The organism is Rhizobium sp. CB3171 (assembly GCF_029714265.1).
GTDB lineage: Bacteria > Pseudomonadota > Alphaproteobacteria > Rhizobiales > Rhizobiaceae > Rhizobium.
Map to the genome: position 1 here is coordinate 123,508 of NZ_CP121655.1, position 16,487 is coordinate 139,994.

The window sequence follows — 16,487 nt, forward strand, 5'->3', positions numbered from 1 at the left end:
CGGCCTGCCGCTCTTTCGGCCATCGAGCTCGCGGCCGAAGACAGTTTTAAGATCACCAATCCGTCCGAGGATTGATGACAGGCACGCCGGCGAGATCCCGAGAGCCTCGTCAGAGAGGTTGCGATAACAGCGTTGGCCATCAGCCTCACTTTCGCGAATGACTGACGTGATATCCAATTCTCAACGTTTTGGGGGCTGCCCTGTCACTACCGCGTGGCGGGCAATGACAGGGCGGTCGCTGGCACGGATGGCATGGGTGTGACAGCGACAGGGCGGGACAGCCTATAGCAGACAATCTTGGCGAGAGAAATTTATCTTGCTCGTAACGTGCCAAATAGCAGGAGGAGAGCTAGCGGCCGATCGTTGATCTGATAACTGGTGTGGCACAGTGACTGCAATGCCTGGCGACCTCGTTGAATTTCAGCCCGGACGACCTCGATGACGTCCTATGGGACGGCAACCGCCGACTGCTGTTCAGCGAATATGCCGACAATAAAATGAATGTTGGCGTGGCCTTGCCGCTGTTCGAGCGGCTCCCCATTTCCTTGGTCGACCTCGAACTGGAGTCTCGAGATGGACGACCTGCCGACCGAAACGCTATCCTTCCAATCAATCGAAATCCTTCCACCCAAGCGACACGACAGGGTCGGTGAGGGAGCAACGCTATGTCTCTGCTGCGGCCAACTCCGGTCACGTCAGTGGATGCATGATGACGGCTGCGGGATATGCGAAGAATGCCTGGCGCCATAACGCAAGTCTCCGACAGGTCCCTTGAAGACTCCGAGGCGGCATTGGCGTGTCATCCGGACGGGTACGTCGAAGGCAACTTCCGAGGTCGAAGATGGGGGTCGACTGTGACGGTCGCTGACGGCCGTCGAATATGGTTGTTCGCCGAAGAGCTCGGCGGGAGAGACATCGTCAGCTTAAACATTTATCGTCTGTCGGGACGGCCGACGCTGAAGCCGTGCGAGATGTCGTCGTCCAAGGTGATTGATTTCCTCCTGGGTTTCCGGCCAGACGGGCGGATGCAAGAAGGAATGTAACGACGACCGACTTTTCGCCGCACTTGATCTAGTACTACAGTTGTAAATGACCTCGTTTTCTATAGTGGGCGAGCATGGCCTGCGCCTGATGGTTTCGTCGCCAGAGAGACCAGGCGAGAATGAATCCCCGCTTTGCGGGCTTTCGCATGATCAGCCGAGCGATGAGCGTGCGGATTTCGGCGACGGTGGGGATGAGCCTGATCTTGCGCGTCAGGCAGCGATTTTCGGATTTGGACTCGTTTCGTTCGGTTTGCCGCAGGCCGAACGGCGTAGATCGGCGCCGAGCTTGGCGAGGAAGGCCGCGGCCGCCATGACGAGCGTCATGTGGCGATGCCAGCCATGCCAGGAGCGCGCCTCGCAATGGTCAAGGCCGAGATCGTCCTTGGCGCGCTGGAAGCATTCCTCGATCGTCCAGCGCAATCCTGCCGCGCCGGCCAGTTCCGCAAGCGTAGCCTCGGCGGGTGCAAAAACCAGATAGTAGCTGAGGGCGCGCGGATCCGTTCGGCTTTTGCGGATGAGGACATAGCGGGCATAGCCTTCCTCGACGACATAAGGCAGCGCAATCCGGGCCCAGTCGTAGAGACGCAATCCTTTGGCGCCTTCGCCGGCAGGACAAGCAGTCCAGGCCGCAACGGGCAGTTCCTCGGCCATCTCTTTCGGGTCCGTCTGCAGCAGCCCCTGATCGGTCAGCATTCGCAAGGTATGGTTGGAGCGCACCGCAAGCACATAAGGCTGTCGGCGCTCCTCGAGCATGCGGCGCGTCTGGTAATCGCCGCCATAGGCCGCATCGGCCAGAACCCAGGCGCACGGCACGCCGCGATCAAGCGCCTGTGCCAGCATGGCGCGCGCCATTGCTGGCTTGGTCAAGAATTCCGTCTCCTGTGGAATCCCGGCCGCCTTGCGCCGCGCCTGGTCTTTCGCCCACGCCTCCGGCAGATAGAGCCGTCGGTCGATCAGCGTCTGGCCAAAGCGGCTGGCATAGGCGACAAACACGCCGATCTGGCAGCTCTCGATCCGGCCGGCGGTGCCCGAATATTGCCGCGCCACCCCGACCGAATGGGTGCCTTTCTTCAAAAAACCGGTTTCGTCCACCACCAGCACGCCCGATCGATCGCCGAGCGCCTCCATGGCGTAATCGCAAACGATGTCACGCAACCGGTCCGCATCCCATTGCGAGCGCCCCAGCAGGGCCTGGATTCGCCACGGGCGCCCAAGGCCGGCCTGCTCGGAAAGAAGCCAGCCCGTCTTGCGCTCAATCCCCGATAAAAGCCCGTCGATAAATGCCCCGCAGCCCTCCCGCGCCTCAGAACGTCGGAACACCACGCCAAGACGCGCCTTCAGCACCGACAGTTCCCCTTCCCAGGAAATCCCCGAACCCGACCATTCCGAAACAGACATGCCGCAGCCCCTTCAAAAAACTCCTTGAAGAGAATCATGATTTGCTCCCATTTACAACTGTAGTACTAGGTTGCCAACGAAGTCGGAAGTTAGGGTCACCGGCCCGGAATGTTCCGAGAAAGAAATCTTTTCTGAGCTTCCTCAGTATCCTCAACCGGGAGGCAACGAGCGACCCACGAATAGTTCACGGCGGTACCAGCGACAGCATTCTTCGTCGGTTTGAAGGGGTCTTCGCTCACCGACCACTGGATGAGCGAACCACGACCCCAAAAGCCTCTTTGGCAACCAAACCTCACACATTCAAATTGCGTCGATTTAGAAACTGGAGTACAGGTGAAGCCCAATCCACGGAGCTTCTCCGCTATCACAGCTTTGCTTCCGTTCGCCTCAGTGGCCAGTTTCTGCACGAATGCGTCGAAGTCTTTCATGGCGAGTGCCAATGGGGGATACCCGTCGTTACGAATAGAGCCGCCAAGTGCGACGCTCCAGAGGGCGAGGTATCCAAGGAGTAGCGGCAGGCATCGTGAAATAATCCACGTCTTCATGCCGTGCCTTCCACGTCACCATCCTCATCCAATTCCCGCACCGGCAGATAGGCGTTCGTCTCCAGCCATTCTTTGATGATGTGCCGGATTATGTCGTTTCGCGTCATACCGAGCTCGCCAGCAATCGAGACCAATGCATCGTCCGTATCGGCATCCAGGCCAATCGGTGTTGCGTTCCGGATCACAAGCGCCGCACGTCGCAACATAATCTGTAGGTCGGCACGAGACGCGTCTCGAATGCGATCGGCTGCATATTCGAGCTGCCCTGCCATGTCACTTGGCGGGCGTTCTTCATTCTGTTTCCAGTCGGTCATGCGGGCACGCTCTCTGGCGAAAGCAACAGCAGCTCGTCATCCGGCATTGGACGCTGCAGCCGTTTCGCTTCCTCCCACGAGGCAGTCAGCCAAAGTTCGATCTCTTCCACATTCCGAAGAACGACCGGCATCGCCTTTTCGTGGATTTCACCAACGACCCTGTTGGCGTCTGTCGTCAGGAATCCGTAGAGGTCGGCGATGATTTCTCCCTCTTTGATCTTCCGCACCGATCGCCATTGCGCCACCGATATGCCGGCGAAGAACATGAGTGGTTGTTCCTCGTTGGCCGCAAACCAGGCGTTCGGTACACGTCCGCCTTCCGCACGACTTCCATAGTCCGGCTCAGCAAAGCGGGTGAAAGGCACGACGCACCGGTTTTCTACGCCGAGCCAGCGCGTCCAGTGCTTGCTGCTGGTATTCCGGACATTGGTGGTGCCGCCGTCCGGTTCCATCTTCAGGAGTTGCGCGAAGTCAAACGGTATGCCTTTTGCCTGCAGCTTGTCGGCGCGTTTCTTGGCCGCCTGCATGAGCGCCTGTTGCGAGCTAGGCAATCCCCACCGCACCATCGCCATTTCGCGACCGGCCGGAGTGTTTCGAACGACTGGCCCCATGCGATCCGGATAGACGTCGAGCGACGGCTCCAGGTTGCCGATGCTGTCGATCATCGCCCTGGTGAATTGTCGGATGGCTTCTTGGTTCGTTGTGACGTTATAGAGATTGCACACGATCTCGCTCCCTCCTTCTTCCCAAAACCATCATCGTAAAATTCTCCGGGGTGTCTACGACACACTCGGCGTCGATGCACCGACTATCGCTTTTCATCTTTCCAGACGGGACGCCTGAGTGTTTTGATCCCGACCAGGCGACGGACAGTAATGCCGACGGCCTCAGCGCCGCTAGCGGATCGTAGTTTCGACGTGAGATATTCTTTCTTCCCACACTGACTGCACCGGAACTTCCCCTCGATCCCCATGAACGGAAGATCGCCGAAAATCTGCACGAGGTCGGCTGGCTCGTAAAGATGTTGGCTTCGACACCAACTGCATTTGATCTGAATGTAATGCCTGTCTTGGAAGCTTGAAAGCTTTGGAAATTGCGCGATCTTCGTTGGCGATAGGTAAGCTGGCGGATGCGTTTCGGGCACAATCAGGCGACCTTATGTGCGGGCTCGTCTTTCCCCTGCATCAGAGCAAAGAACTTATCTACGGGTATCGCATCGGCAAAGGTCTGGATCACGTCATTCACATCCGCCGTCGTCTCGATCCAAGCAGGGCCAGCGATGAAGTCGCTTCCATTGGCATTCAAACGGACTACGCCGCACACCTTTCCGCTGTCGTCATCGAATGCCATTTCGAGTGACCCAAGATAAAACTCCTCACTCTGGTAAGAAAGATCGACTTGCAGCATTCGCACCTGCCGATTGCCGATCTCCTCTAGGAGGTTGGGATGGACTTCGTCGACGGCGAGCGGGGAAGGTTCCCTCCAGAAGAAGCCCTCGAAGTCGGGCGCTCCTGGGTTCATGAGCTTCGCAAGCATCGCATCTACGGGGCGTTCTAGCTCTTGAAGCTCGAACGATTTACCGCGATGGCCCGGCGGATCTCCGAACACATCGAAGACGTTGTAGCCGATGAACCTCATCAGCAGGTAGATGGCAAGGACATTCTCTTGGCCAATAGTCGAGTCAGGCCGCACGCTGGCAACAATACCTCCGACACGTCGGATATGAGCCAAAAACTCCGGAGACTTTTCACGGAATTCAAGCCGGCTTCCGTGAAAGTGATCAAACGCGTCGTCGCTGATGTATTTCACCAGAGCACTTACGGCCTCGATATCCGTCTCACTGACCGTTAAAGCGCCTTCCTTCGGCGTCGGATCCCACTCAGGATCATACTTGACCTCTAACATCACGTATCTCCTTCGATTTCAAAACGCGGCTTCCAGCCTCGCGTAAAGCCAACCGACATTCCGGCTTCGCTCAAGGCCAACTGGCCGCGGACGAACCGCAATTCGTCCAGCAGCGCAGTAATCGTCGCATGGGCGTCACCGCCACAAAGGGCAAGTGCTGCCTCAACAAGATCGAATTCCGGTTCTTCGGTTTGGGCGACTACGGTACTCATCGGGCAAACGTCTTCCTTCTCCACTGTCGCCAGGGAGTTTCAGCACAAAACAGGGTATCGAGGGTGAACGGCGGGTCATGCCGCCGCCAATGTGTTCCTGTTATGTTCCTGTATTCGGGATGAGTCAAGAACGCTTTTTGATGGCGCCGAGCAGTTCGTCAATTTCACCTGATGTTATCAGGCCGAGCATGTGATGGTCGGCAAGATCGACGAGGGCTGCCGCAACCTCCCGCTCGCCCCAACCAGCGTCGACCGCCTTGCTGACAAGTTCGGCGAAGGACAAATGCAGCGCGTACTGGCACCAAAGGCGCCGGTCCGGATCGGAATTGTCACAGCGAGGAGGTTGAATATCAGACATCTCTGAAATGTCGTGATTATTTCCGTCTGCGTCAAGTGACGGCCCTCTCGCTACTCCATCAGGATGACTCGACTCTCCCTACTTTGTCTGCTGCACTCTCGCGTATGACAAAGGCTCCTCGTAAGGCATCTCGCCCGCTTCTTCGCGAGACAGAGCCGCCGCTTCGCAGCAGGCCGCGCAAGCCGCGCGATCCTAAGCAGCCACGCCTTCCATTTGATCCAATGCCGGAACGCGTAGAGCCGTGCCTCGCGCAACTCGTTTCCAAGCCGCCGAAGGGTGATAATTGGCTTTATGAAATCAAATGGGACGGGTACCGCCTCGCCATCCACATGGAGCCGACGAGGGTTCGCATCATCACTCGCGGTGGCCACGATTGGACCCATCGGTTCCCATCGATCGCACAGGGAGCGTCCTGGGTTGGCGGTACGATGATCCTGGATGGCGAAGCTGTCGTGCTTGATGAACAGGGCCGCGCCGATTTCGGCGCCCTGCAAAAGGCTCTCGGCGGCCGCGGCGGTAAGCGAAGTGCAAGTGAAGCGATTTTCTTTGCCTTCGACGTCCTTTATCTCGATGGGCATGATCTTCGGCGAATGGTCCTCGCGGAACGTCGGCAGGTGCTTGAGAGCCTCATTCCGGTCAAGGCTTTCGGCGCTATTCGGCTATCGGAGGAGATCGAAGGCGATGGCGACGTGCTTTTCGCGGCCGCCTGCGAACATGGCCTAGAAGGCATCGTCGCCAAGAGACTTGACGCGCCATACCATTCGGATCGGCGCGGCGATTGGGTGAAGATCAAGTGTGTTCAGAGCGACAGCTTCTTTGTCGTCGGCTACGAACCATCAACAGCCGCATTGGGCGGCATGGGCCGCCTTTTGCTGGCGGCGCGCCAGGGCGATGACCTGGTTTATGTTGGCGGAGTGGGGACCGGGTTCAAGCAGCGCGAGACCATGAAGCTGCGCAAGGATCTGGACAATCTGAAAACATCAAAACCTGCAGTCGCCGTGAAGCGGAAGGGCGCCATATGGGTACAACCGACGCTTATCGCCGAGATCGAATATCGTGGTTGGACTGATGACGGGAAACTGCGGCATTCGTCCTACAAAGGCTTGCGGGAAAAACAGGATAATGCTGCGGTCTATCGGATCGAGGGTTGACTGGCACGATGACGTTTTGCATGGGAACGCCATTCGCTCTGCGATCAGCGAAGAAGGACCTGATCGAACGCAGCGGCGATGATGATTTCCCCGAAACTCTGCCAAAAGCTAGAGAGGCCATTGACTGATGCGCACCGCCGAGCTGACCGGCAAACGTGATGCCCTTATGCTTGAAGAGCAACGCGTGGCAGCGCGCGTAGCGAAGGCCCACTCCGACTCTGACCATGATTTAGCTTACATGCTCGATGGGTACAGCCAACTTCTGGCCGAGGTCATCGCAGATATCCAGGGCGAGATTGAAGACTGGGAAGACGAAAGCTGATGCGCTTCTTACATTTCAGGCTCGTCGGCCCCGCTATTGTCGGCGTAGCGTTATTCATCGCAGGGATGGCCACCTTTCCCTACTACGGTGTGAAGCGGATCGACGCGGAGGCACGGCGAAGCCAGGAGATGCTTGTCGAGCGGAATATCTCGTTGTGGATTTCTGACGTCGAATTTTCTCTGACAGCCTGGACTATCTGGGACGAGGCGATCGCAAAGCTGGACAATTCCTTCGATGAGGAATGGACCGACAGAAACATAGGCGCTTCTTTGATCGGCACATCGAGGACCCGCTCTGTGGTCGTCCTGGATTCGCATGACGCGATCATCTACTCCCGGACGGATGATACCGTAAAGGACAAGCCCTTTTTCGTGCGTGGTCCGGCGGCGATGGTGAAGGATGCCTCCGAACTTCTGGTAAATGTCCGCTCTCGTGAGCATCAACCGACAAAACCTGGCATTCCGTCACCGCTCGCGATCAGTCGGATCGAGGTCATTGGGGACGAAGCCGTCCTCCTTTCGGCCAGCCTGTTCCAGCCGGATTTTGGGACATCCAAGCCGAAGGGCGATCGCGCACCGGTCCTCATCACAGCCATGCCAATCGGCGGCACCCTACAGGATTTTTTCGGAAAGCGCTTTCTGCTCAACGACGCGCAAATCAGTCCCCTTCCAGCCGTTTCGCCCGACCGCGCCCGCGCCGAAATCGCCGTGGGAACGGAGGGGGAAGTCGAGGTTCTGTCCTGGCTTCCGCCAACGCCTGCTTCCGACATTCTTTGGCAGTCGCTGCCCCTGATTTTGACTGTCGGCATTGTTCTTGTGGCAGGTGCTGTCTTGATGATTCGCATCACCCAGACGGCAGCGCAGATGCTGATGAGCAGGGAACGGCAGATGCGGTACGCCGCGACCCATGACTTCCTGACGGGTCTTGCCAACCGCTCGCTTCTGCAACCGGAATTTGCGGCTTTGGCGGAGAAAGGGCCGCTGATGGTCGCCTGCCTCGATCTGGACGGCTTTAAGACGGTAAACGACACTCGCGGCCATGCCATGGGTGACGAACTCTTGAAGGTCGTGGCTGAGAGGCTGCGAGCGGGTATTCGCGCGGAAGATCGGCTCTTTCGGCTGGGCGGCGACGAATTCGCTATTATGATGCCGGGTCTATCGGCAATAGAAGCTGCGGAAATCTGCCGACGCCTGTCGGTCTCTCTTTCAAACAAGATGCATCTGCAAGGATGCGAGATTTCCGTCGGTGCTTCGTTTGGGATTAGCGAGATTGCGACGAACGGGACCACTTGTGAGGCTGCCCTTAAAGGCGCAGACGCGGCGCTCTATTGTGCGAAATCAGCCGGACGTGGAAGCGTCGTCATGGAATCGAGCATGGAGAAGCACCAATCCGGCTCGCGTGCTCTCAAGACGGCCTTGGGTCGCTGAAGTCGCAAGCTATCTATCGCGTTCGACGGATTAAACAATCGGTCCAAACTGCCGACGCCGGCAGTTCGACACGTTGCGAAGTGGCTGACTGCAGCTTAGCGTCTCAATTGTGAAATTTGCAGGCAAAAGCCACACCCGCCGGGGGTTTTATCTGATTGGTGGCGTCATCGAGAGACACGGCGAAATCATGAGCAGTCAATGCATAACGCTTATAGAAATACGGGCCGGTAACAGTTCAGAGCATATAGGAGAGCATCTGGTAAGCGTCATCGAGTGCAGCTTCCTGCGTTCGAAATTTTCTGCTGGGCCGGCTTCGGCCCTCGTTCAATTGAATGACATAGATCCATCGACCAAATCGCAGTTCTTTTGTTTCAATTGTGTATTCGAAAGGAATTTTCATCGGTGCCATTCGTATTCCATCTCTAAGCTTGCAACCGAAAAGATGGTTATTGATTTATGAATCCGTCGGCAATCTGAAGCTCCTGTAATGGTTGACGAACGAGGTTAACGGCAGTCGGGCATCAAAAAACCACGCCATATGGCAGGCAGAGAAATTGGGAAGGGCGTCCCATAAGGCGGCGAGCGGGAGCGTTGTCGGCCTTCCTAAATCGCCGGGGCCACCGATCCAACATGCTCCGAACGCTTCTCCGGCCCAAGCTCATGAATACGGACTACCGATCACACTCGGAATAACTGAAACCAGTACGGCAAACGGCTAAAGAGCAGACAGATATTCTCCAAAAGACAAGGACGCCCGCCCCATAGCGAATGCCCCTCGGTGATATTGTGAAGCGCCGACGACGCCTAACGCTCAGGTCCCGGCGATCCAATAGGCTGCGAGAACCAGGAGCACCCATAGAAGTATGGAAGCTAGGATGGCTAGCAAAAGATATTTTAGGCGATTCGTCATGGTCCAACGATAGTGACCGTTTGCGCAGTCTTCACACTAGACACGCCAATATGATTAAGAAAGGCTTAGCGGTCAGCTACAGCTGCATCACGATGACACGGCCCGCGGTCTGATCGGAGACATAGACAATCTCTTTGCAGTGTGGCGACATTGCAGTTAGCCGGCTATTTATCTCTTAACCACGCTTCCTCAACCCGTGTTCGGGACTCGATGACATCATTTTTCCGACCTGTCGCCGGTCACCAATAGGCCATAGAAGCGGAGATGCCCACAGGATCGCTCAGGGCCGGTAGGCCATGACCTTCACCCAGTCGACAATCATCGATTGCGGCAACGCACTGTCGACCGGCGGGCCAGGCCAATCGCCACCAATCGCGACATTGATGATCATATAGAAAGGCTGGTCGTCAAAAACCCATGCCTGGCCAGGTTGGAGTTTGGCTGCCTCGGCGGTCTTGAAAAGCTTCCCGTCGAAAAACCACTGGATTCGCCCCGGGGTCCATTCGATTGCGTAATTGTGAAATCCCTCGGCAAGAGCTTGATCAGCCACATGTTCGCCAGGGCTTGAATAGCCCGGTGCATGCAAATTAGCGAACACGGTGCCAGGGTTTTCACCGACGTTTTCGATTACGTCAATTTCGCCGTTCGCTGGCCATTGTCCAGCATTGCCCATTAGCCAAAAGGCCGGCAGCAAACCGGGGCCACGCGGTATCTTCAGTTCTACCTCGAAGCGCCCATACTTCTGGCTGAACCGTCCCTTCGTCTTGATCCTCCCTGATGTATAGCGTCCGTCGGCTTCTTTGCGCGCTGTGATAAGGAGGTGGCCTGCGCCATCCAGCCTGACATTGTCCATCGTGCTGGTGTAGGTCTGATACTCGTTGTTTCCCCAGAGCGCATTTCCAGAGCCCACATCATAAACCCATTTGGTCGTGTCAGGCCGTCCCGGTGGTCCGTTGAAGTCGTCCTGCCATACGGTCACGAAGGAGCCGGCTGCGGCAGGCGATACCGCGGTCGAAAGAGCTAGGAGCGCCAGGAGCCAACGAATCACTGTCTGCCTCAGCGGGAGGCGTGCCGCGGAACCGTTGGTCGCCCCGCAGCCGCACTGGCAAGATTTAACATTGGAGCTAAGTCGTGAAGATGTGATAAGTGTTATACGGGAGGAATAGTAGCACATGTTTTACATTGTCTTTATTTTCTGGCTGGTGGGCCTAGTCTTCTTAAGTATTGGCTTCCTGCTTCTGTCAAGTTCCGACGAGAAAAAGCGTGTTTCTTCGTGGAAAATGGCCCTCGCATATTTGTTCTGGCCCGTCACACTCATGGCTGTGATTGTACAATCACTGTTTTCACGCCGGGCATAGGTACGGTTTCTTCGGGACATGATCGACGATGGCGCTCCAGGTATGATCAATCTCTGGTGCCGGAAGCATTTTCGCCAGTGCGAAATCCCCAGGCAGTCGTAGCATCCGACCCAGAAAGTGCCGATGGCGAATGTATCCGTTTCCATATTCACTCCCGATTAACCGATTGTCGAGGTGTGCGGTTGCGGTAAGCACATTGGTAAGATGTTGTCCCTAACGCTCAACGCGACACGGGTGCCAGTCCATTGGCCTAGGAGAACGACATTGAGCTCGAGATTGAAAAACCTGCTAGTGGCAATTGGCGTTTCTGTTGCGATGTGGAGCGGTATAGTAGGTAGCGGCAAGTGGGTCATCGATCAGATCCAGCCTGGGATCGACCAACAGCAGACCGCGAGTACACGGTAGTTTTAGCGGTCGCGTTTGGGAGCCGAATAGAGATCTAGTGCGCGGCGGCGTTGAGCCATACTTATTTAGATATCTCGAAATTAATATAATAGCCTTATGGCGCAGAAAATTTGTAATTAGCAAAGTATAGAAAATCGAACTATCCTGGATTTATATTGGTGGCTTCCAGAATCGCCCCTTGAATTTCTTCGCGACTTGATTCTAAAACGATTTAAGTCGTCCTGGCAGTCTCACAGGTTGTGCCTCGCCGGACCGTCCCTTCGCAAGGTTTAAGGATCATTTATGGCAGGCCACAAAAGAGTTCGTAAGGCAGTATTTCCGGTCGCCGGACTAGGGACGCGGTTCTTGCCGGCGACCAAGGCGGTGCCGAAGGAGATGCTGACCGTCGTCGACAAGCCGGTGATTCAGTACGTCGTCGACGAGGCGATGGAAGCTGGCATCGAGCATTTCGTGTTCGTGACCGGCCGCAGCAAGCATGTCATCGAGGACTATTTCGACATTCAGTTCGAACTCGAGCACACGCTGCGCCAGCGCAACAAGAATGCCGAACTGTCGCTGCTGAACGGCCTGCTGCCGAAGGCCGGCACGGCGAGCTTCACGCGCCAGCAGGAGCCGCTCGGGCTCGGCCATGCCGTTTGGTGCGCCCGCGAGATCGTCGGCGACGAACCGTTCGCGCTGCTTTTGCCCGACATGGTCATGCGTGCCGAAAAGGGCTGCATAAAGGGTATGATCGAGCTTTATGAGCATAGCGGCGGCAACGTCATCGCCGTCGAGGAATGCGCTCCGGATCAGACGCATAAATACGGCATCGTCGGCGTCGGCGAGACGATCGGCAGCGGCTTCCGCATCACCGAAATGGTGGAGAAGCCGGCCAAGGGCACGGCTCCGTCGAACTTCTTCATCAATGGCCGCTACATCCTGCAGCCGGAGATCTTCCATATCCTGGAACGCCAGGAGCGCGGTGCGGGCAATGAGATCCAGTTGACCGACGGCATGCTGAAGCTTGCGCAAGAGCAGGATTTCGCCGGCTATCACTTCCAGGGCCAGACTTTCGACTGTGGCGCCAAGGATGGCTTCATCCTCGCCAACGTCGCCTTCGCGCTCGCCCGCGCGGACATCCGTCCGACCATCGAGGATGGGTTCAAGGCACTGGTTAGAGATATCTAAAGCCGGCATTGCAGTCGCAAGCCGACACCGCTTGCGACTGCAGCAGGTTCGTGCCTCGTCCTGGACCATCAGCTCGTTGCTGACTCTGCGGAGATAGCGGCTATACGCCAAATTAAGGCGTTGCTCATGGTGTAGACCGTCTCGCCGCTGCTCGCCCCCAAGTGTTGTTCATTCTAGAGCCACTGTTTGTAAATTGACGCGCGGCTGTAGAACCATCGCCGCGAATGGTTCGGTACACTTAGTAAATCGATATCTCATTCGAATTTAAATGAGCGGATTCTAATTATGCTACCGCTCTCAATGTATTAGTTTATAATAATACGCGAAGATATGCTTCGTTTGATGTTGCAGATCGTAGAAACAAAGTCACAGTTGTTAACTGAATATTGGATTTGCGCAATGCACCCGAAAAAGGCCGGGCGTTAGCACTTGCGGAAAGCACATTCTTTGGTAATTAATTCGATTAACATCTTACTAACCATGACGAGCAGTTTTGACCTCCGATTGGATTAATTTTTGTCTTTATGCCGGGGTATTTGAATGAAGGGTGACATTAAACGGGTCATTATTGGTGGGGTTCCAACTGACTGTGTATCGCGTGCCGATCTGGTGGAACTCATGCTTGGTGGGCATGACCTGCGTAACAACGATGCTACGAAGTTGCTATTCGACATTAACGGCCAGGGTTTGGCGCTGTGCCTGTTCAACAAGGCATACCGCGATAATCTCAACTCTGCGGATATTGTCCATGCCGATGGTCAGCCGCTTGTGACGGCATCGAGGCTAATGACAAAGACCCCGGTTCCAGAGCGTAGCGCAACGACTGACCTGTTCCACGACGTCGCCTCGGCCGCTCAGAAGAGCGGGAAGAGCTTCTTTCTTCTCGGCGCCACCGACGATGTTGTGCGGGCCTGCGCAGACAAGATGCGCAAGCTTTATCCCGGCGTGAAGATCGCCGGGACGCGTAACGGCTATTTTTCCGAGGCCGAAGAAGCGGACGTTTGCGCCGAGATCAATGCCTCGGGCGCCCACATCGTCTGGGTCGGCCTCGGCAAGCCGAAGGAGCAGGCCTTTTGTGTGCGAAACAAACATCGGCTCAAAGTAGGCTGGTTGGTCACCTGCGGCGGCTGCTTTAATTACGTTACCGGCGCCTATAGCCGCGCGCCGGTGTGGATGCAGCAGACCGGAACGGAGTGGCTTCATAGGATGCTGACCCAGCCGAAGAAGCTGTTTTGGCGTTATCTTTCGACAACACCGGTCGCACTTTTACTTCTTCTGCTGCGCACCACCGAGCTGAGCACAGCCCAACTCAAGTCCTCAAGTTGAGATGTGACTCGCAGGCCACGTAGCGGGAGCTAAAGCCGCACGCAACTGCAGCGAAAAGCGGCCTGCGCGTTAACCAGTTACTAACATTCGAAATGACTTCTGTCATTATATTGTATAACAAAATCATATAGATAGCACACATTTCGCGATGGAGTTTCCAGTGTATACTGCAGTCCAAAATCGGGATAGGCCGAATCAGTTCGCGTCTGGTATGATGGTCGCCTACGGCCAAGGGCAATCGCCCGACGTCGTGTCCTCCCGGGCGAAGTCGGGTCTTGATAAGCGACGTTGGCATTTCGCCTGCAAGCGGGCGATGGACATCTGCATTTCTTTGACTGCGCTCCTGCTGTTTGCTCCGCTTCTCGTCGTGATCGCTATCATCATTCGCCTTGAGAGCAAGGGTTCGCCACTCTTCGCACAAATGCGTTGGGGAAAGGATGGAAAGAAGATCCGAGTTCTTAAGTTCCGTTCCATGCGGACAGATCTTGGTGATCCGACCGGTGTCGCACAGACGGTACGCGGCGATCCCAGAATCACTAAAGTCGGCGCCTTCCTGCGACGCACGAATCTCGACGAACTCCCGCAGATATGGAACGTGTTGCGCGGCGACATGTCCCTGGTCGGGCCGCGATGCCATGCGATTGGAATGCTCGCCGGGGGCATGCTTTATGAAGAGCTCGTCCCTGAGTACCATAGGCGGCATGTGGTTAGGCCGGGCCTGACCGGCCTGGCTCAGATGCGCGGCTTGCGCGGCCCAACAGACCGCCCAGCAAAAGCTAAGGCACGCATCGTCTCTGATCTCTTTTATATCGAGAACTTCTCGATTCTGCTCGATATCAAGATTTTGTTCGGCACTCTACTGTCAGAGCTGCGGGGCGGTAAGGGCTTCTAAATCCCGACCGCAGCGTCGAGCATGTTCGCTCGCTTCGATGGCGACGGACTTGCAGATCCGTGGTGGCTGGTTCAATTTGATCCCGACCCCGCCTGGGCGCGTAAAAAGAAGCGGCTCGCAGTAATTTGCTCACGCCCACCCATTGGTGCATTTGTGGCTTCGGAAGACTGATCCTTCTACTCTCACGCAAAGATTTTGATTTGGGATCTATTATGCCCGCATTTACCCGACGCTCGTTCATGACAGTCGCTGCCGGTGTCGCCGCCCACCTTGTCGCCACACCTACTACGGCGCAAGGCCAGCGGGCCCTTCGCGATGCGGCAGACAAAACCGGTCTGCTTTACGGTTCGGCCGCCGCCGCCAAGTTTCTCACTGTAGACGAGCAATATGCAGACCTCCTAGCAAAGCAAGCCTCCATCTTAGTATGTGAAGCGGAAACAAAACGTAAGGCACTCCAGCCCGCGCCGGACCGTTATGATTTCAACGCAGCGGATACCATTTTTCGGTTTGCGCAGAAGAACGGCCAGAAGATGCGTGGCCACACATTCGTTTGGCACGATGCAATGCCGGAGTGGCTGATCGACGCGCTCGATCAGAAGCCCCGCGACACGATCATCACTGACTACATTTCGACCGTAGCAAAGCGCTATCGCGGCCGAGTTCACTCTTGGGACGTCGTGAATGAGGTAATCAACATCGAGGACAGAGCTCCTGGGTTCATGCGAACGAGCTCGCCTTGGTATAAGGCATTCGGCGAGAGCTACATCGACATCGCTTTTCACGCTGCTAAACAAGCCGATCCGGATGCGATACTATTTTTGAACGAGCTTAATACTGAAGCTAATGAACGATGGAGTGCCAACATCCGGAAAGGAACCTTGGACCTCCTTGATCGGCTGCTTAAGCGAAACGTCCCGGTCGAAGCTGTCGGGATCCAGGCCCATTTAAAGACGTTTCGCACTGCCTATAGCGACGAGGTCTTTTCTCAATTCCTGGATGAGATTGGTTCGAGAGGTCTCAAGGTTATGATCACAGAAATGGATTTGGCAGACAGTGATGGGCCTGCCGATCCAGAGCAGAGAGATGATGCTATCGCATCCCTAGCAAAACGCTTTCTGAATGTTGCCTTCAGCAAGCCGCATACTCTGGGATGCATTACCTGGGGAATAACCGATAAGTACTCTTGGTTGAACTCCACCCCCAAATATCAACGGGCTGACGGCCAACTATGTAGATCGCTTCCTTTTGACGTCAATTATCAACCGAAACGCTTGGTCGACACTATGCTCGCCTCGTATGGACTCCGAGCGAAGTAAGCCGAGTTCCGCCACGCATAGGCATCCAAGCAGTGCTTTGAAGCCAACCGACATGACCTCGCAACGCGGCGACGTGACGGGTGTGGACAATCACTATCGCAATAACAACAAAAATCCAGCTCTGCTTGTCCGGAGAGAAGAATTGGCTCTCGCTTAGATTCTGAAGCATCCCAAAGAGCCAGATTGAAAACAGCATGGGATAGAGCAACGCGTCGGCAGGAATCGCCGTAACAAACCGATAATATGGCATGATCAGCAGAGCGATGAGCGCAAGAAAAAGCCCAATGACCCCTGTCGTGAGTAGAATCTCGATATATCCACTGTGCGAATGACCGATCTGCTGAATAAACAATGTTTTTGCCGTTTGAAAGATCGGAGAGTTGTAGCCCAACTGCCGCTCCTTGCTTACGAGGTTGGGGAGCGGCGGTCTCCGCGACG

At 55.9% G+C, this 16,487-nt stretch carries 17 protein-coding genes; 8 read left to right on the forward strand and 9 right to left on the reverse strand.

The features are described 5' to 3' along the window. Positions 1 to 413: 413 nt before the first annotated feature. On the forward strand, positions 414 to 653 hold the full coding sequence (locus tag QA648_RS35065; protein ID WP_283054788.1) for a hypothetical protein: 240 nt from the start codon (positions 414 to 416) through the stop codon (positions 651 to 653). A 600-nt stretch (positions 654 to 1,253) separates the two neighbouring features. On the opposite strand, the gene QA648_RS35075 is transcribed toward QA648_RS35065, so the two are convergent. The 7 genes from QA648_RS35075 to QA648_RS35105 all read right to left on the reverse strand — a co-directional run bounded on the left by QA648_RS35075 (position 1,254) and on the right by QA648_RS35105 (position 5,775). Further along, positions 1,254 to 2,441: an IS701 family transposase gene (locus QA648_RS35075; protein WP_283052815.1), complete on the reverse strand. Its 1,188-nt coding sequence runs from the start codon at positions 2,439 to 2,441 to the stop codon at positions 1,254 to 1,256. A gap of 95 nt (positions 2,442 to 2,536) precedes the next feature. Then, positions 2,537 to 2,986 (reverse strand): hypothetical protein, encoded by a 450-nt coding sequence (locus tag QA648_RS35080; protein WP_283054790.1) that lies wholly within the window; start codon positions 2,984 to 2,986, stop codon positions 2,537 to 2,539. Beyond that, positions 2,983 to 3,300, reverse strand: a complete 318-nt coding sequence (locus QA648_RS35085; protein ID WP_283054791.1) for a ribbon-helix-helix protein, CopG family — start codon at positions 3,298 to 3,300, stop codon at positions 2,983 to 2,985. Before QA648_RS35085 ends, QA648_RS35080 begins: the two co-directional genes overlap by 4 nt. Beyond that, entirely contained in the window at positions 3,297 to 4,025 is a 729-nt protein-coding gene (locus QA648_RS35090; protein ID WP_283054792.1) for an SOS response-associated peptidase, read from the reverse strand. The genes QA648_RS35085 and QA648_RS35090 overlap by 4 nt, the downstream gene beginning before the upstream one ends. A gap of 421 nt (positions 4,026 to 4,446) precedes the next feature. Next, positions 4,447 to 5,205 carry a hypothetical protein gene (locus QA648_RS35095; protein ID WP_283054793.1) on the reverse strand — a complete coding sequence of 253 codons (759 nt, stop codon included), beginning with the start codon at positions 5,203 to 5,205 and terminating at the stop codon, positions 4,447 to 4,449. Beyond that, on the reverse strand, positions 5,205 to 5,417 hold the full coding sequence (locus tag QA648_RS35100; RefSeq protein WP_283054794.1) for a hypothetical protein: 213 nt from the start codon (positions 5,415 to 5,417) through the stop codon (positions 5,205 to 5,207). Before QA648_RS35100 ends, QA648_RS35095 begins: the two co-directional genes overlap by 1 nt. A 124-nt stretch (positions 5,418 to 5,541) precedes the next feature. Further along, the gene (locus tag QA648_RS35105; protein WP_283054795.1) at positions 5,542 to 5,775 is read right to left on the reverse strand and encodes a hypothetical protein; all 234 of its coding nucleotides are present in this window, start codon (positions 5,773 to 5,775) and stop codon (positions 5,542 to 5,544) included. 104 nt (positions 5,776 to 5,879) lie between these two features. Between QA648_RS35105 and ligD the strand changes: the two genes are divergently transcribed. From ligD to QA648_RS35120, 3 genes are all read left to right on the forward strand, one after another. Next, on the forward strand, positions 5,880 to 6,926 hold the full coding sequence (ligD, locus tag QA648_RS35110; protein WP_283054796.1) for a non-homologous end-joining DNA ligase: 1,047 nt from the start codon (positions 5,880 to 5,882) through the stop codon (positions 6,924 to 6,926). Between the two features lie 127 nt (positions 6,927 to 7,053). Then, positions 7,054 to 7,248, forward strand: coding sequence for a hypothetical protein (locus QA648_RS35115; protein WP_283054797.1), 195 nt, complete (start codon positions 7,054 to 7,056; stop codon positions 7,246 to 7,248). Then, positions 7,248 to 8,675, forward strand: coding sequence for a diguanylate cyclase (locus tag QA648_RS35120; protein ID WP_283054798.1), 1,428 nt, complete (start codon positions 7,248 to 7,250; stop codon positions 8,673 to 8,675). Before QA648_RS35115 ends, QA648_RS35120 begins: the two co-directional genes overlap by 1 nt. Before the next feature lie 1,190 nt (positions 8,676 to 9,865). On the opposite strand, the gene QA648_RS35125 is transcribed toward QA648_RS35120, so the two are convergent. Next, a complete protein-coding gene (locus QA648_RS35125; RefSeq protein WP_283054799.1) occupies positions 9,866 to 10,564 on the reverse strand; it encodes a glycoside hydrolase family 16 protein in 699 nt (232 codons plus the stop codon). Between the two features lie 1,066 nt (positions 10,565 to 11,630). On the opposite strand from QA648_RS35125, the gene galU reads away from it, so the two are divergent. From galU to QA648_RS35145, 4 genes are all read left to right on the forward strand, one after another. Beyond that, positions 11,631 to 12,515: a UTP--glucose-1-phosphate uridylyltransferase GalU gene (gene galU / locus QA648_RS35130; protein WP_283054800.1), complete on the forward strand. Its 885-nt coding sequence runs from the start codon at positions 11,631 to 11,633 to the stop codon at positions 12,513 to 12,515. A gap of 540 nt (positions 12,516 to 13,055) precedes the next feature. Next, positions 13,056 to 13,841 (forward strand): WecB/TagA/CpsF family glycosyltransferase, encoded by a 786-nt coding sequence (locus QA648_RS35135; protein WP_283054801.1) that lies wholly within the window; start codon positions 13,056 to 13,058, stop codon positions 13,839 to 13,841. A gap of 211 nt (positions 13,842 to 14,052) precedes the next feature. Continuing rightward, positions 14,053 to 14,733 carry a sugar transferase gene (locus QA648_RS35140; protein WP_349254340.1) on the forward strand — a complete coding sequence of 227 codons (681 nt, stop codon included), beginning with the start codon at positions 14,053 to 14,055 and terminating at the stop codon, positions 14,731 to 14,733. A gap of 212 nt (positions 14,734 to 14,945) precedes the next feature. Beyond that, positions 14,946 to 16,049: an endo-1,4-beta-xylanase gene (locus QA648_RS35145; protein ID WP_283054802.1), complete on the forward strand. Its 1,104-nt coding sequence runs from the start codon at positions 14,946 to 14,948 to the stop codon at positions 16,047 to 16,049. Here the strand turns inward: QA648_RS35145 and QA648_RS35150 are convergent. Beyond that, complete coding sequence (locus tag QA648_RS35150; RefSeq protein ID WP_283054803.1) at positions 16,015 to 16,440, reverse strand: hypothetical protein; 426 nt, start codon at positions 16,438 to 16,440, stop codon at positions 16,015 to 16,017. The genes QA648_RS35145 and QA648_RS35150 overlap by 35 nt on opposite strands. Positions 16,441 to 16,487 lie beyond the last annotated feature (47 nt).

Coding starts and splice junctions, on each gene's coding strand:
- QA648_RS35075 (WP_283052815.1), bottom strand. CDS start 2,441: ATGTCTGTTTCGGAATGGTCGGGTTCGGGGATTTCCTGGGAAGGGGAA.
- QA648_RS35080 (WP_283054790.1), bottom strand. CDS start 2,986: ATGAAGACGTGGATTATTTCACGATGCCTGCCGCTACTCCTTGGATAC.
- QA648_RS35085 (WP_283054791.1), bottom strand. CDS start 3,300: ATGACCGACTGGAAACAGAATGAAGAACGCCCGCCAAGTGACATGGCA.
- QA648_RS35095 (WP_283054793.1), bottom strand. CDS start 5,205: ATGTTAGAGGTCAAGTATGATCCTGAGTGGGATCCGACGCCGAAGGAA.
- QA648_RS35100 (WP_283054794.1), bottom strand. CDS start 5,417: ATGAGTACCGTAGTCGCCCAAACCGAAGAACCGGAATTCGATCTTGTT.
- QA648_RS35105 (WP_283054795.1), bottom strand. CDS start 5,775: ATGTCTGATATTCAACCTCCTCGCTGTGACAATTCCGATCCGGACCGG.
- ligD (WP_283054796.1), top strand. CDS start 5,880: ATGACAAAGGCTCCTCGTAAGGCATCTCGCCCGCTTCTTCGCGAGACA.
- QA648_RS35115 (WP_283054797.1), top strand. CDS start 7,054: ATGCGCACCGCCGAGCTGACCGGCAAACGTGATGCCCTTATGCTTGAA.
- QA648_RS35120 (WP_283054798.1), top strand. CDS start 7,248: ATGCGCTTCTTACATTTCAGGCTCGTCGGCCCCGCTATTGTCGGCGTA.
- galU (WP_283054800.1), top strand. CDS start 11,631: ATGGCAGGCCACAAAAGAGTTCGTAAGGCAGTATTTCCGGTCGCCGGA.
- QA648_RS35135 (WP_283054801.1), top strand. CDS start 13,056: ATGAAGGGTGACATTAAACGGGTCATTATTGGTGGGGTTCCAACTGAC.
- QA648_RS35140 (WP_349254340.1), top strand. CDS start 14,053: ATGATGGTCGCCTACGGCCAAGGGCAATCGCCCGACGTCGTGTCCTCC.
- QA648_RS35145 (WP_283054802.1), top strand. CDS start 14,946: ATGCCCGCATTTACCCGACGCTCGTTCATGACAGTCGCTGCCGGTGTC.